The following is a 15,589-nucleotide window of genomic DNA, read 5'->3' as shown; positions in this document are numbered from 1 at the left end:
ACGAACTGGGCGTGCTGCAACAAGGCATCGCACGCATGGGCGTGACCCTGCGCGACCTGATCAGCGGCATCCGCGATGGCGTGACCCAGATCGCCAGCGCCGCCGAAGAATTGTCCGCCGTGACCGAGCAGACCAGCGCCGGGGTCAACAGCCAGAAAGTCGAGACCGACCAGGTCGCCACTGCCATGCACGAGATGACCGCCACGGTCCAGGAAGTCGCGCGCAACGCCGAAGAAGCCTCCCAGGCCGCCGCCGCCGCGGATGGCGAAGCCCGCGCCGGCGACAAGGTGGTCAGCGAAGCCATCGCCCAGATCGAACGCCTGGCCAGCGAAGTGGTGCGTTCCACCGACGCCATGACCGTGCTGCAACAGGAAAGCGACAAGATCGGCAGCGTCATGGACGTGATCAAGGCCGTGGCCGAGCAGACCAACCTGTTGGCGCTCAACGCCGCCATCGAAGCGGCCCGCGCCGGTGAAGCCGGGCGTGGTTTCGCCGTGGTGGCCGACGAAGTCCGCGGCCTGGCCCAGCGCACCCAGAAATCCACCGAGGAAATCGAAGGCCTGGTGGCCGGCCTGCAGAACGGTACCCAGCAAGTGGCCGCCGTGATGAACAACAGCCGCAGCCTCACCGACAGCAGCGTGGCCCTGACGCGCAAGGCTGGGGAATCCCTGGGAAACATCACCCGCACGGTGTCGAACATCCAGTCGATGAACCAGCAGATCGCCGCCGCTGCCGAGCAGCAAAGCGCCGTGGCCGAGGAGATCAGCCGCAGCATCATCAACGTGCGAGACGTGTCAGAACAGACCGCCGCCGCCAGCGAAGAAACCGCCGCTTCCAGCGTGGAACTGGCGCGGCTGGGCAATCAATTGCAGATGATGGTCAGCCACTTCAGGGTTTGATCATGGACAACGCCCGGTTCCGATGGAATACGGGCGTTATGTATGAAGCCCCCTTCAAGCGTTCCAGGGGTTGATGACGTCAACCCCTGGAAACTCGAAGTCCCTGGTATTGCGGGTTGCAATCAGCGCCCCGTGAGTACGGCAAATAGCGGCAATCTGTGCATCAGCCATGCCTGCCGTCCTCCCCTTCGCCTCGCATGACGCAACGAGGGTCACGTACTCAACCGCCGCATGGGCATCGAAAGGCAGGATCCGGCCAGCAAAATCCTCTTCGAACATTGCCATTGCATGGGCTTCAAGCCTTTGCTTGCGCTTGCCGGAAGGCAGCCGGGCGACACCATGAAGAATTTCCGCCACGGTAACAGCGCAAATGACCAGTTCCATTGCAGGCTGCAAATCAACCCAGGCCAGGACACTGGCGTTCGGCTCTGCACGCATGAACTCTGAAATCACGTTGGTATCGAGCACTATCATTCAGATAAATCCGCCGCATTGGCCTTTTCGTCACGCGCAGGCAGATCCAATTCCACACCGCCCAGGGCACTGAATCTGTTTCGAATGCGACTCCCCAATCCACCTTCAGGACTCACTCTTGCCAAGGCACGCCCTAAAATCAGCCGGGCCTCTTCCTCCATGGAGTGGCCGTTATGGGCTGCCGCGATACGCAGTTGTTCCTTTATCTGATCGTCCAGGTTTCGAATAGTGAGGCTGGCCATAAAACACCTGCAATCAATGAAATCATTGATTGCAAGCTAGTTTAAAGCGCTCAACTTGTCTAGCGGCCACTCACCCGTCAGCCCCCAGGGACCACCGGGAATCAAAAACCGCCCCACGCATCGCCCTTTCGTACACATCTTCCCCTGACGTCCTACCGTTTTTTTCTGCGTGCTCCTGTACGGTTTTCTCCCGAAACGCACATTCCGTTCGAACAGGAGATAGACCCCACATGGACGTTAGCAACGACTCGCTGTTGCACCGGCTCGTCGCCTTCCCTGCCGGCAAGAAAATTTCAGAAACCAAATTCAGAACAGCCCTGCAGCACATGGGTGTGACGTCGGTGTTCGACATCGTGCGCATGGACAAAGCGCAGTTCGCCCTCGAACTCGCCAAGCACAGCGACGCGGATGCCGGGCGGGTGTATGACAGCGCTGTGAGCTATGCCGGACAAATCAGCCGCCTGTACCAGGAGCACCGCGTGTCACCCAGGAAGGACACCCAGCCAAGTTTCCGGTACAGCCTGGATTCGGATACAACGCCAGCGTCCGCCGGCTATCAGGCACTCTTCGAAGAAAACTGGGATCAGTTCTGCGACGAAGGCGACATCGCCGCCATCGACTCACCCGTGGCGTATCTGCGAGCCCTGTATCTGTTCGCCCGGCAATTGGAGCAGCTACCGGCCCCTGTACAAGCGGCCAGGATCACCTTGGAGGAACGGCGCCCGGACCTCGGCAAGCTGATGCTCGATCGACAGAGCGCCTTCGCCACGCGCCCGATGCTCGACATCGTCAACGACACCCTGCGCAGCAACATCGCGGTGCACCTGGCCAGTACCGACAGGGGCAAGACCGTCCAGCAGGTGCTGGCCAGCGAGCACTATCCCTTCTCGCTGCCCTATGACCTGCATCACCACCAATGTCTGCTTGGCTTGGGCGCAGGCAAACCCGTGCTGGGCGAGCTGAACTATCGGATCAGCCTGCAATTGCCATTTTCACGAGGCCCTTCGGCGTACGGTCGCGTCACGACGTCTCATGTCGATGCCCAAAAGCTGTTGTCCGGACTCAGCCCGGAACAACAGAACCTGCTGCTCGCGCCAAGCGCTTCAAGCGCCAGGCCTGACGCGCTGAAGAAAAGCTATGGCACTCAGGACATCACACGCCTGGATCAGCTCGATTTTTTCCAGGAACGCACCGGGCTGACGACGGACCAGGTGGAACAATTCCTGGCGCAAGGCCGCTACAGCCCTCGCAGCTCGATCAATAGCCCGGACGCCATGCAGAGCGTTTATGGCGCCAGCTACATCAACGGGTCGGAGCGGACGGACGCCCTGTGCATCAAAACCCAAGGGGCGTCGCGCGTCTTCCTGCACTATTCCGATGAACGTTTCGACCGTCTCCAGCGCATGATCCGCCTGCATCGCTGGACCGGTATCCCCGTGGCCGAACTGGACACACTGATCATCAACGCCCTGCGATCCGAGGGGAGCGACACGCTCAGCGCCAACACGTTGCGCTCCCTTGGCGTCTACCGGTACCTGAACCAACGTCATGGCATCGCGCCTGAAGAATTTGCTTCTTTGTTGCACGACATGCCGATTGGAGCCTGCGGGGAACGAGTCCCGTTGTTCGATCAGGTGTTCAATCGCACCCGCTTGCTTGAAAACCCCGTGTGGCAATACCCCAAGAAGCCACTGGCCGTCACCGACCAGCAAACCTTCAGCTACTTGAGTGCCGGCCTCGGATTGCCCATGACCCAGGACGCGTTGCTATTGCTTGCGCAACAGAGCGAACAATACCTGCCGGGACTGGAACACGACCTACCTACGGTTTCATCCCTCTACCGCCAGGCCCGCATCGCCCGGATGCTGGGCCTATCGCCGCTGGCGTGCACCGAGCTGGCCCGACTATTGGGCGGGGACGATTACGGCAAGGCGCTGGTGACCGGGCGACTGTCTCCCCCGGCATCTTCGACGCCCGACATTCTCGACGTACTGATGGCCCTGGATTGGGCCGTCGACTGGCTCAGGCAAAACGGGCTCGATGTGCTGCAGTGGTGTCGTCTGTTCGCTGAACCAGAAGCGGGCTTGCCACTGAACCAGAACCAGGAACAACGCCTGGCGAGACTTCGAGAGGACACCGAGCACGTCCCTCAGCACCTGGTTGAAACCCTCCTGCATGACATGGCCGACCTTTCCAGCGAGCTCGTTCCCCACGTGATGCAAATGGCCGGTACCGATGCCGAGGCGCTTGTCGCGGCCATCAAGGCTGCCCCGGGCATCATGCCGCAGGCGCTGGCAAAGGTACTGCGCACCGCCGAGGCTTGCCAACACCTGCACCTGAGCAGCAGCACGCTGAACGTCTTGATGGCAAACCCGACATGGCTGGCCCCGAACACTTCCAGAGCCCTCACCCCGCAAACGCTGTATCTGCTCGAGCGTTTCAGCCATTGCGCCCGTCACCAGGCGCAGTCGGAAGAAAACCTGCTGCACTACCTGCATGTCGCCAACCAGGACGGCCAACAGACGGAAAAAGAAGCCAACAGCCTGCTGGCCAGCCTCCTGAACTGGAACAGCGAAGAAGTGCAACGCCTCACGGCGCAATTGGAACCGCGACGCGCAACGTCAATGGAAGCGCTGGACTGGGTCATCCGCTGCCAGGCGTGCTGCGTCAGCACAGGGCTGTCGGCAGAGCTGCTGCTCAAGGCAACCGCACTGAACCCCCAAAGTCCTGCTTCGGATTGGAAAACCGTCGGCGAAGCGCTGATCGCGGCCAGCCATTGACCACCCCACTTCAATATTCAAGGATCGAATATGACCGTTGCCCTGAAAAAGCAGCTCGATGAAAGCCTGCGCGATGCCCTGCTAGCGCTTTACCTGAACAAGGTTGCACCCGAGCAGGCCACGACGAAAACCCGCCAGCTCAAGACAGCCCGTGACCTCTACGAATACTGGCTGCTCGACGTGCTGGTCAGCCAGGACGTGCCCACCACGCCAGTGGCCTGCGCCATTGCCAGCCTGCAGCAGTACATCAACCGCATCCTGATGAACCTGGAGCCCGGTTACGACCCGGCCAGTATCGGCGCCGAGCGTTTGAAAACATGGCGCGATGAGATGCACCAGTACCCCACCTGGGCCGCCCATCAAAAATTGCTGTACTTCCCCGCGACTTATCTCGACCCCGCCCTGAGGGCTGATAAAAGCGAGAATTTCCGGCAACTGGAAAACGAGCTCAGCCAGAACCAGATTCAACCCGATGCCGTTCAAACGGCGGTCATGGCCTACCTGACCCGCTTCGAAGAAGTCGCCAACCTGAACATTCTCAACGGTTACATCGACGGCTCGGACTTTGCCAACAGCACCTATTACTTCATTGCCAAATCCCGCTCCGAAAACAGCTACTTCTGGCGCTCGTTGAACATGGCCCAGCGTCCGTTCGACGGCCCCCCTGCGCCAGCACCGGCCATCGCACCCAAGCGGGACCAGCCGGATCCGTACGCTTGGTCGGACTGGGAAAAAGCCGACGTGCCGATTCCCGAGAGCGCCGCCGAACAGACGATCCGACCGGTCTGGTTCAACAATCGTCTGTTCGTTGTGTGGGCGGAGTGCATACATCAGGATCCCGCAGCCTCGAGCCGCGTCTCTCAGGTCGCCAGTACAACTGCGCCAGGGGCTAACCGCCCGTTATTACGCTTGAGCTATTGCTTCAAGAAACACGATGGCAGTTGGAGTACGCCGCGGGTCGGCTTGCAAGGCTATTGCGAGGATGAGGTGCTGGGCAGCAAGGACGTGAATGCAATCAAACCATTGTTGTGTACGGTTGCCGAATATCACGTCTCTGAGCGCCACGCGCTGCTCTTCCTGGCGCTGGGCGCCAAGACCGATTCAAAGCCTGCTTCCGCCGACAACTGCAAATTTCTTAAAACGGCTTGCATCGATGAACACCTCGCTGTCGTGCCTTATTTATCAGCCACTCCACCGATAAATCCGGAAATCGACATCAAGGATCTCGACGACGATTACCGCAAACGGCTCTTCGACGCTAATGAACGACGTATTCAAACCGCTCATGGGTTTGATCTACCGGGTAGTCATACCAACCCGAAACTGGGAGCCTTCCTTCCCTTGCCGTTTCTGGTAGACATTCGCCGCATGGCTCCGACTATTATCGAAGAGACGGTAAACGGCCCGCGCCTTGTTCAAATCATCAGCTTTAGCGATTCCGCTATGCATTACAGCGACAACAAAAAACAATCGCGCCAACCCATCCGATTGAACACCGTATTCGCCGCCGAACTGATCCGGCGCACCGAAAACAGCCTCGATGAGCTGTTCGACTGGGCCACACAACATCTGCCGGAACCCGCCGTGCCCGGAGACCCAACCAACCGGATGGATTTCCATGGGCCTTATGGCCGTTACTTCACCGAGTTGTTCCTCTATCTACCCTGGCTGGTCGCCCATCGTTTGAATGCCGAGCAGCGCTACGAGGAGGCCGAGCGCTGGTTGCGCTATACCTTCGACCCGGGTCGCGACAGGGAGGCCTGCTGGCGGAGCGTGCCGCTGATCGACAACAGCATGCCGTCGTATTCGAATCAGGCGCCCCATGATCCACACCAGATTGCCCTCAGTCATCCCGTGCATTTTTGCAAGGCGCTGTACTTCCTGTACCTCGACATCCTGATCAACCGAGGCGATGCCACGTACCGCGAGATGACCCCTGACGGGCTCAGCGAGGCAAAGCTGTGGTACGTGCGCGTGCTGGACCTGCTGGGGCCACGCCCGGTCGTCCGACCGGCCGATCCCTGGACAGCTATCAGCTTGAAAGTACTGAGCGACACCTCTGATGACAGTTTGCGCACTTTCGAATACGCGCTGACCGGCTTGACTGACCAGCACACACTGGTGCTTAGCGAAAGCAGCTCGCGGTCATCCCTGCCAACGATCGACAGCCCGTACTTGCATTTGCCGTTCAATCCGCAACTGCTCAGGTGCTGGGACCTGGCGGAAAGTCGCCTATACAACCTGCGACATAACCTCGACATGACCGGCAAGCCGCTGCACTTGCCGATCATCGCGGCGCCGCTGGACCCGCGCGCCCTCTCCAGCGCCAACGCCCTGAGTCTCTCTGACAGCCCGTCGACAGGCCTGCCGAGCGTCACCATTCCCCACTATCGCTTCAGCGTCATGCACCGCCATGCCCAGAACGCCGTGGAGAGCCTCAGCCAATTCGGCACCCTGCTGCTGTCGCTGATCGAGCGCAAGGAACAAGCCCAGTTGCAGGAGTTGCAACAACAGCAAGCCTGGAACCTGGCGAAAATTTCCGTCGACCTGCAGCGCCAGGCCTTGAATATCGAGCGCCAAAGCCGCCAGGCGCTGCTGGCCAGCAAGGCTATTGTCCAGGGCCGTGCCAGTCATTACAAAAAACTGCTGGAGGACAACCTGAGTGACTCCGAGAAAAATGCAGGTTCCCTCTACGTAGCCAGCGGAGCTTCAGAGCTCGCGGCAATGACCTGTCAAATCGCGGCAGGCGGACTGATGACGCTGCCCAACATCTTTGGCTTCAGCAACGGTGGCAGTCGGTGGGAAGGACCAATGCTCGCTGCCTCCGCCGCGGCCCATAGCGCCGCTATCATCAGCCGCACCGCGGCGGACCAGTACGACCGCCTGGCATCGTTCAATCGACGTAGACAGGAATGGATCCAGGCGTACGATCAGTCACAACTGGAACTGGCCCAGATCGACGCACAACTGGCGCAATTCACCGAGCAGCAAACTGCCACTCGCCTGCAATTGCGCCTGGCCGAATCGACCCTGGGCCAAGCCAAGGCCCACTACGACTTCCTCAGCAAACGCTTTACCAAGGCGCAGCTGTATCAATGGCTGAACAGCCAGTTGGCCGCACTGTATCGCCAGGCCTACGACGCGACATTGAGCCTGTGCCTGGCCGCCGAAGCCTGTTGGCAGTATGAAATCGCCGACTTCGACACGCGCTTCATTCAGCCTGGCGCCTGGCATGCGACCTATCGCGGGCTTGGGGCGGGCGAACTGCTGAAGCTCAACCTGCTGAAAATGCACGCCGGGTACCTGCAACGTCACGAGCGGGAGCTGGAGATCCGCAAGACAATATCCTTGCAACAACTGAAGGGCAAAACCGCTGCCAGCTCTCTCAACAAGGACTGGGCGCAGTTGCACGCCGACCTGAAACAGGGCGGATGCGAGTTCGAGCTGACCCATCAATTGTTCGAAGACGACTACAAGGACCAGCGACATTATCTGCGACGCATCAAAACCATCAGCGTGACCTTGCCCACCGTCGTCGGGCCTTATGAAAACATTCGAGCCACGCTGACCCAGACCGCCAGCACGGTGTTCCTGTCGCCGGGCGATCAAGGCCAGGCCATGGAAAGCTGGCGCGCCAACCAACGGATCGCCCTGTCGACGGGTGTCGACGACAACGGTCTGTTCACCCTGAGCTTCAACGATGATCGCTACCTGCCGTTCGAATACACCGGCGCGATTTCCAAGTGGCAGTTGACCTTCCCGAATCCAGAGGCCCAAAAAGACCTGCTGGAGTCGCTGACCGACGTCATAGTCCATGTGAGCTATACCGCCAGGGTCGGTGGAGGTGTGCAATGAATGAACACGCCCCGCTGCCTGTCACCGCACCGTCCCTGCCCAAGGGGGGCGGTGCCATTCAAAGCATCGGCAAAGGATGGAGCCCCGTCGGCGCCCACGGTACGGCCTCCTATGGGATTGCCCTGCCCATATCCCCAGGGCGTGGCTTTGCGCCGACCTTGACCCTGAGCTATCTCAGCTCGCTCGGCAACGGTGTGTTCGGCATCGGCTGGGGGCTGTCATTGCCCAGCGTGACGCGACGCACCAGCAAGGGTGTACCGGCGTACACCGAGGATGACGAGTTCGTCGGCCCCAGCGAGGTGGCGTGGCTAGCCGAGCGCGATTCACAAGGTGTCATCGCCGCCACCTACATCGACCACTACAACGGTCTGGACCTGGGCACGCGCTATACCGTCACCCAATACTTTCCCAGGATCGAAAGCCACTTCGACCGAATCGAGCATTGGTCCTCGCAAGGCGATGAGGCCGGTTTCTGGCTGGTGCACGGTGCCGACGGCAGCCTCCACCTGTTTGGCAAGCACCCGTCAGCACGGCGCGCCGATCCCCAGGACACGAGCCGTATCGGCGAATGGCTGCTGGAGGAGAGCCTGAACGCTCACGGCGAGCACATCCTCTACCAGTACAAGACAGACACCACGGCCCAACGCTATTTGAGCCAGGTCAGCTATGGCAATTTCGAGGCCGATGCACACCTTTACGGGTGGACAGCGGATCGGCTCGCGAACGTGCAATGGCACTTCGAATTGGTGTTCGACTACGGCGAACGGACCACCGCCTACGCAGGAAAACCGTCTTACGAGGGCCAGCAGTGGCAAGCCCGTGGCGATGCATTTTCCAGCTTCGCCTACGGTTTTGAGTTGCGCACCGAACGGCTGTGTCGCCAGGTCCTGATGTTTCACCGTTTCCCTGAGGAATTGGGCGCCGCCCCCGTCCTGGTGCGGCGCCTGCTGCTGGATTATCGCCAGACACCTCTGGGTTACCCGCTCCTTAGCGCCGCCCATGACCAGGCGTTCGGCGAAGGTGAAGCGGCCGAAAGCCGACCGCCCGTCGAATTCAGCTACAGCGCCTTCCAGCTTGCGCCTGAACCCCGTGCCTGGCGGCGTTTCCAGGACATGCCGGGGCTCAACGATGATCGTGCCTATCAACTGGTGGACCTGTACGGCGAGGGACTGCCGGGGGTGCTGCATCGAACCGACAACGGCTGGCATTACCGCGAGCCCGTGCGGGCCAATACCAAAGGCAACGACGTGACCTACGGGCCGTGGCGAACGCTGCCCCACATCCCGGCGACCGACACGGCCACACCAGTACACCAGGCGCTGAGCGACCTCACGGGAGATGGTCGTTTGGATTGGCTCGTCGCCCATCCGCAAGTGAGCGGCTTTTTCGCCCTCGATGCCGAACGAAGCTGGTCGGGCTTTGCCACGTTCAATGCACTTGCGCCAGAGTTTTTCAGCCCCCAAGGGCAGTTGGCCGACCTGATGGGCGCCGGGCTCGGCGATCTGGCGGTGATCGGCCCGCGCAGTGTTCGCCTGTACGCCAACCGGCGGGAACACGGCTTTTCGCCTCCCGTGGAAGTCCCTCGCGAGGAAAACGAAGACGCCCTGCCCCTATTCAGTGCCTCAGCCGGCGAACTGGTGGCTTTCAGCGATGTACTGGGCAGCGGCCAGCAGCATCTGGTGCGCATTCGTCACAACGAAGTGAAGTGCTGGTCCAACCTCGGCCGAGGGCGTTTCGGCAACGCCAGGGTGCTGGACTTCCCCGGGCTGGCCTACGACAGCTTCGACGCCGCGCGTATCCGCCTGGCGGACCTGGATGGCTCCGGCGCTGCGGACCTGATCTATCTGCAAGCGGACCAGGCGTTGATTTTCATGAACCGCTGCGGCCATGGTTTCAGCCCCGCGGTTGCCCTGCCCTGGCCGGAAGGCCTGCGCTACGATCCTCTGTGCCAGGTCAGCATCGCCGACCTGCAAGGGCTCGGTTGTTCCAGCCTGATCCTGAGCGCGCCGCACATGACGCCGCGGCATTGGCGCTACGACTTCGTCAGCGCCAAACCGTACCTGCTCACCGGCATCCACAACAACATGGGCGCCGACCAGCGCATCCGCTACCGCAGCTCGGCCCAGGAGTGGCTGGATGAAAAACTGCAGCGGATGACGGACGGCAAGCCCCTCACCTGTCGCTTGCCCTTGGCCCTGCACCTGGTTTGCGCCCAGACCCAAGTGGATGAAATAACCGGCAATCGACTGACCCAGGCATTCTCCTATCGCCAGGGTTACTACGACGGCATCGAACGTGAGTTTCGGGGCTTTGGCCTGTTACTGCAAACCGACACTGAAGCGAGCCCCGGCGACACAGACGTCCAGGCCTTCACCGCCACCTGCCTGAAAAAGACCTGGTTTCATACCGGGCGAAGGGTGAACCTGCCACGCAATGGCTACAGCCGGGCAGACAAGCAAGCCGTGCCGCTGGGCAAGACCTTGCTGTGTCACTGGCCGCCAGAGGCGTTGCAGGATCGCATCATTGCCTCGCCAGATGCGGCGACCGAACTGGAAATGTCCCGCGCCCTGTGTGGCCGGGTACTGCGCAGCGAGGTCTTCGGCATCGACAGACAGCTGAAAACCACCCGTCTGTATTCGGTGGAGGAAAACCGTTATGGGCTGCGCCTGCTGCAAGCGCCCGACAGCATTCGCCGGCAGGCCCGAATGTTGCCCCTGCTGCTGGAGTCCATCCGCTACCAGTACGAAGGCATTGTCGATGACCCGCAATGCCGGCACACCCTGAACCTGCAACACGACCGGTACGGCGCACTGACCCATAACGTGGACATCCACTACGCCCGACGAAAAACCGCCAGCGACACACCACCGTTCAGCGACACCGACACGCAACAGTGGTGGCGCGATGCGCATGACCCGGCGCAGCAGCTCTACTACCTGAACGAAACCCGTGCCGAATTCATCCACTTGCAGGCGCCCCAGCAATGGCGACTCGGCCTGCCTTATCGCCAGCGCACCCAGGCGTTGCAACGCCCCAAGCGCCCTGAAGACGAGGGGTTGAGCCCACGGGACCTGTCTTTCGAAACGCTCAGCGAACTCACGAAACAAACCGCCTGGAAAACCCAAGGCGTGCTGACCGGCCTGTCCGTGCAGCGCTACAGACACGCGTCGAGCGCAGCGACCCTGCCGGACGGCGTCGCCGATTTTCAGGCCCTGGTCGATCATCTGGAAAGCGCCGAGCTGGATGAAACGGCCTTGGGCGCCTTCCAATTACTGCCACAGGACAGCCGCCCCAAAGGAAAACTACTGGAGCGAATGGGTTATCACCGAATGAGCGATTTTCTTCTCGACACCGCGCCGGAGAAAAAACTCTGGTCCGTCAAAAGCGCTTTCACCACCTACGCGCCATTGGCGGGCTTCTACAAAACCAGGACCGTACAACCGAGCGAAAGCCAAGGCGTGTGCGAGATAGGCCATGACCCATACGCTTGTCTTGTCACCACCTTCAAACTGCCCGACGGCTGCACCACCCAGGCGTTCTACGATTACCGTTCACTCCAGCCCCTGCGCATCATCGACCCCAACGGTAACGTACAAGAAGGCCTGTTCGATGCGTTCGGCCAAGTATTGGCAACCTCTTTCCATGGTGACGAGCACCACACACCCGTGGGTTTCAAGCCGCTCGCACAGTTCAAACGGCCACCGTTCAGCAGCCCCGCGGCCGCCATCCGCCAAAGCGGGGACGCCCTGCAAGACGCCGCCATGACCCTCTATTACGCGCCCTTCAGTTGGATGGGGCGTGTATCGAAGGTTGCCCGGGCGGACACCGACTGGCTGGCACGTTGCGTGGGTAACGGCGACCTGCTGCCCAGCGGCCATATCCGCGCATCGGCCCGAGCACGCCAGGCGGAGCTCCAGACATCCTCCGCCGACGACCTCAAGCTGAAACACGAAATCGCAGCCGCGCCCCGTGAACCGATACACATCGCCACGCTGGTCGCCGACCGTTTCCCGGATGACCCCCGAAGACAAATCCGCATCGCCGTCAGTGGCTTCGATGGCTTCGGACGAACCCTGCAAAGCAAGCAACTCGTCGAACCGGGCCAGGCTTACGTCGTCGACGCCAAGGGCGACCTGACACTGACGGATGGAAAGCCCAAGGAGCAGATCGCAGCCAGGCGCTGGCGTGTCAGCGAACGGGTGGAATACAACAGCAAGGGCCTGGCGGTGCGTATCTACCGTCCATATTTCGCCGACCGGCACAGCCACATCAACGATGCGTCCTTGCGCCAGTCCGGGCATTTCGACCAACACTTCTACGACCCACTCGGACGCCCCAGCCATGTATTACTCGCCAGGCAAAATGGCCTCGCCTATCTGCGCCGGCATACACGTCACCCCTGGTACACCGTGGACGAGGACGAGAATGACACGCTGCAGGAAGTCCTGTCCGAACACGCCGCCACGGCCGGAGGTGGCGCATGAACCCACGCCTTCATCACAAGACACCCACGATCAATGCCCTCGACGGTCGTGGCCTGCCCGTGCGGCAAATCGCTTACTACCGGCGCGACGCCCAGGCCCCCTCCCAGGCGCGCATTGCCCAGCGAGACTACGACGCGGCGGGACGAGCGGTGGCGCAGCGTGATCCTCGACTGTTTGCCATGGCGACCGGCGGGGCGAACCTGCGGACGGTCTTCAGTTTGTCCGGCAAGACGCTGTTGCTCGACAGTATCGATGCCGGCTGGCGCCTGTACCTGCCTGGCGATGCCGGGCAGCTATCGCACTGCTGGGATCAGCGGGGCTCCTATTGGCGAACCACCTACGACACGCAACTGCGCATGACGGCCGTCCATGAGCAAGCGGCAGGCGACGTGCCGCGCAGGGTCGAATGCCGGCAATACGGCGACAGTTCGCCGGAGTCCGCAGTGCATAACCGCTGCGGTGCGCTGATCCGTCACGATGACAGCGCCGGCACCCTGCTGATCCATGACTATGGGCTTTGCGCCAAACCTCTCAGCCAGACCAGGCACCTGCTGGCCACCGCCGAACGCCTGGACTGGCCAGCGCAGGAGGTAGACCGCGATCGCTTGCTGGAACAGGGGAACGGCTACACCACGAGCTGGCGCTACGACGCCCTCGCCGAGCTCATCCAACAGACCGATGCCGCTCAGCACCAGCAGCGCTACTCGTTCGATGTCGCCGGTCAGCTCAAGTCCGTGGGCCTGCAGATAAGCCACACGGCGACCGAAAAAGTCATCATGAGCGATCTGGTCTATAACGCGTCCGGCCAGATCGAGTCCCAGACGGCCGGCAACGGGGTCGTCAGTCGCGCCGTGTACGATCCGGCCAACGGTAGACTGACCGCCCTGCGCACGTCACGGGCGGCCAGCACCTTGCAGGATCTGCGCTACACCTACGACCCGGTGGGCAACGTGACGCATCTCGAGGACAAGGCTCAACCGGTGCAGTTTGGCAGTAACCAGCGGGTCGAAGCCGCCAGCACATTCACCTACGACAGCCTTTACCAATTGATCAGCGCGACGGGCCGCGAGGCCGCCGGATTGACCAGGCCCCCGGACCTTCCAGCCCTCGGCAAAACACCCATCGCCCCCAGTCAGCTGTTCAACTTCACCGAACATTACGAGTACGACGCCGGCGGCAATCTGATTGAGTTGCGCCATCGTCGCGAAGGCAACCACTACACCCGGACCCTGAACGTGGCCGCCGCGAGCAATCGCCTGCGCGCCTGGAATAAAGGCCAATCGACGCCCGACGTGGCAGTGGACTTCGATGCCAACGGCAACCAGCAGGCGCTTTCCCCAGGCCAGGCGCTGACATGGAACCTGCGCAACCAGCTCGACGGCGTGGTGTTGGTGCGGCGTGAAAACGCTGCCGATGACATCGAGCGCTATCGCTACGACAGCGGCGGTCAACGAGTACGCAAGCTCCAGACAACCCTGGGCGCAACACGGGTTCACACTCGGGAAGTCCGTTATCTGCCGGGCCTCGAGATTCGCACGCGCGATAATGAACGCCTTGAAGTCATCACCCTGCAAGCCGGTCGCTACAACGTGCGCTACCTGCACTGGACCGAAGGCCGACCGTCCGGTATCGCCGCCAACCCGATACGCTATGGCCTTGGCGACCACCTGGGCTCCAGCTCACTGGAACTCGACGACCAGGGCGGCCTGATCAGCCAGGAAAGCTACCTGCCCTATGGAGGAACCGCTTGGCAGGCCTCCCGCTCGGCCGTGGAAGCCGACTACCGGACCCTTCGCTACTGCGGCAAGGAACGCGATGCCAGTGGCCTGTATTATTACGGGCAGCGGTACTACGCGCCGTGGTTGCAACGCTGGATCAGCCCCGACCCGGCAGGGGCGGTCGATGGCTTGAACCTGTATGCCATGGTGGGAAACAACCCCCTCAGGTTTGTCGACCGTCAAGGGTGGATGAAGGAGGATTTCATCCAATGGATGAAAGAGGATGGCCACGCCCGTTCCCTGAAAATGATGCAGCCGCCACCGACGAAACAAGCTAAAAAACGTGCCGGCACTCATCAGGAAGGCCCTCCAGACCCCGACGCCAGCCCCAGTTTCAGCAAAACCAAACGCAAGGAGCTGGTCGTTCACTCCCATGGCTTGGTCGATGGCTTGGGCGTGGGCCTCAACGAGTTCTACAACCTCACCGGGCCCAAATCCGGCCCGGAGGGATACCGCGGCGTAGACAAGGCGTATGACGGCACCGCCGAAAGCGAGAATTTCTACCTGAACTTCGGAAGCTACAGGATCGGCAATACCCACGATTACCTGGCCGACTTGGCCGAACGATACAGCGCGACGAAAATCGATCCGATTCATAAAATCGAACTGGATCTTGACGAGTTAAAGAGCGAGCCGACGCTGAGCAGGACCGTCGAGGACGTCCATGAACTGCAGCAATACACCCAGAACCTCATTGCCAGGCACATTGAACAATCCAATAGCATCATCCCCATACGCACCGGGGGACCAGGGGCTCATGGAGAAGTCCGCCTGATCAACTCGGTCGTTGCGCTCTACCCGGGTCAAGCTGAAATGAAGCTGTCGAACACGCAACTGTTCACCCACAAAATAACCGGCGTGGACGAACCGAAACCTTTCATTGCCTGCTTCAATTGCAGCGGCATTATCCCGGAAAGCGTCAGTATCCAGACGGGGCGCCACGCTATGGACTATGGGAAATACAACGAGCATGTCTTGGCTATCAATCGTGCTCCGCGCCCTGGTCTCAGTTCCTGACTGCACCTGGCCAACTCAAACCCGCTCGGATCCTGCCAGGCCTGGGGATCCGAGCGAGGG

General features: G+C 61.0%; 7 protein-coding genes. 5 read left to right on the top strand and 2 right to left on the bottom strand.

The window, feature by feature from the left end; translation table 11 throughout:
• The first annotated feature begins 35 nt into the window (after nucleotides 1–35).
• The gene (locus tag J4E53_RS30995; protein WP_371857826.1) at nucleotides 36–899 is read left to right on the top strand and encodes a methyl-accepting chemotaxis protein; all 864 of its coding nucleotides are present in this window, start codon (nucleotides 36–38) and stop codon (nucleotides 897–899) included.
• Between the two features lie 54 nt (nucleotides 900–953).
• Here the strand turns inward: J4E53_RS30995 and J4E53_RS05280 are convergent, their stop codons facing one another.
• Together J4E53_RS05280 and J4E53_RS05275 are read right to left on the bottom strand one after the other, a co-directional pair.
• Entirely contained in the window at nucleotides 954–1,373 is a 420-nt protein-coding gene (locus tag J4E53_RS05280; protein WP_103308590.1) for a type II toxin-antitoxin system VapC family toxin, read from the bottom strand.
• Nucleotides 1,370–1,615, bottom strand: a complete 246-nt coding sequence (locus tag J4E53_RS05275) for a FitA-like ribbon-helix-helix domain-containing protein (protein ID WP_060739269.1) — start codon at nucleotides 1,613–1,615, stop codon at nucleotides 1,370–1,372. Before J4E53_RS05275 ends, J4E53_RS05280 begins: the two co-directional genes overlap by 4 nt.
• A gap of 230 nt (nucleotides 1,616–1,845) precedes the next feature.
• On the opposite strand from J4E53_RS05275, the gene J4E53_RS05270 reads away from it, so the two are divergent.
• From J4E53_RS05270 to J4E53_RS05255, 4 genes are read left to right on the top strand one after another with little or no spacing between them, the layout of a single operon-like run.
• A complete protein-coding gene (locus tag J4E53_RS05270; RefSeq protein WP_103308591.1) occupies nucleotides 1,846–4,395 on the top strand; it encodes a Tc toxin subunit A in 2,550 nt (849 codons plus the stop codon).
• A 30-nt stretch (nucleotides 4,396–4,425) separates the two neighbouring features.
• A complete protein-coding gene (locus J4E53_RS05265) occupies nucleotides 4,426–8,250 on the top strand; it encodes a neuraminidase-like domain-containing protein (RefSeq protein WP_103308592.1) in 3,825 nt (1,274 codons plus the stop codon).
• Nucleotides 8,247–12,734 carry a SpvB/TcaC N-terminal domain-containing protein gene (locus J4E53_RS05260; RefSeq protein WP_103308593.1) on the top strand — a complete coding sequence of 1,496 codons (4,488 nt, stop codon included), beginning with the start codon at nucleotides 8,247–8,249 and terminating at the stop codon, nucleotides 12,732–12,734. Before J4E53_RS05265 ends, J4E53_RS05260 begins: the two co-directional genes overlap by 4 nt.
• On the top strand, nucleotides 12,731–15,529 hold the full coding sequence (locus J4E53_RS05255) for an RHS repeat-associated core domain-containing protein (RefSeq protein ID WP_103308594.1): 2,799 nt from the start codon (nucleotides 12,731–12,733) through the stop codon (nucleotides 15,527–15,529). Before J4E53_RS05260 ends, J4E53_RS05255 begins: the two co-directional genes overlap by 4 nt.
• The last annotated feature ends 60 nt before the right edge of the window (nucleotides 15,530–15,589 follow it).

The organism is Pseudomonas sp. FW305-28 (genome assembly GCF_017351395.1).
In the GTDB taxonomy this organism is placed as follows: Bacteria; Pseudomonadota; Gammaproteobacteria; order Pseudomonadales; family Pseudomonadaceae; genus Aquipseudomonas; species Aquipseudomonas fluorescens_AA.
The sequence above is the reverse complement of the archived record's forward strand: the minus strand, read 5'-3'. Positions and strand labels throughout refer to the sequence as shown.

Bases quoted from the DNA above. Each gene is read 5' to 3' on its own strand.
- J4E53_RS30995 (WP_371857826.1), top strand. From the start codon at position 36: ATGGGCGTGACCCTGCGCGACCTGATCAGCGGCATCCGCGATGGCGTG.
- J4E53_RS05280 (WP_103308590.1), bottom strand. From the start codon at position 1,373: ATGATAGTGCTCGATACCAACGTGATTTCAGAGTTCATGCGTGCAGAG.
- J4E53_RS05275 (WP_060739269.1), bottom strand. From the start codon at position 1,615: ATGGCCAGCCTCACTATTCGAAACCTGGACGATCAGATAAAGGAACAA.
- J4E53_RS05270 (WP_103308591.1), top strand. From the start codon at position 1,846: ATGGACGTTAGCAACGACTCGCTGTTGCACCGGCTCGTCGCCTTCCCT.
- J4E53_RS05265 (WP_103308592.1), top strand. From the start codon at position 4,426: ATGACCGTTGCCCTGAAAAAGCAGCTCGATGAAAGCCTGCGCGATGCC.
- J4E53_RS05260 (WP_103308593.1), top strand. From the start codon at position 8,247: ATGAATGAACACGCCCCGCTGCCTGTCACCGCACCGTCCCTGCCCAAG.
- J4E53_RS05255 (WP_103308594.1), top strand. From the start codon at position 12,731: ATGAACCCACGCCTTCATCACAAGACACCCACGATCAATGCCCTCGAC.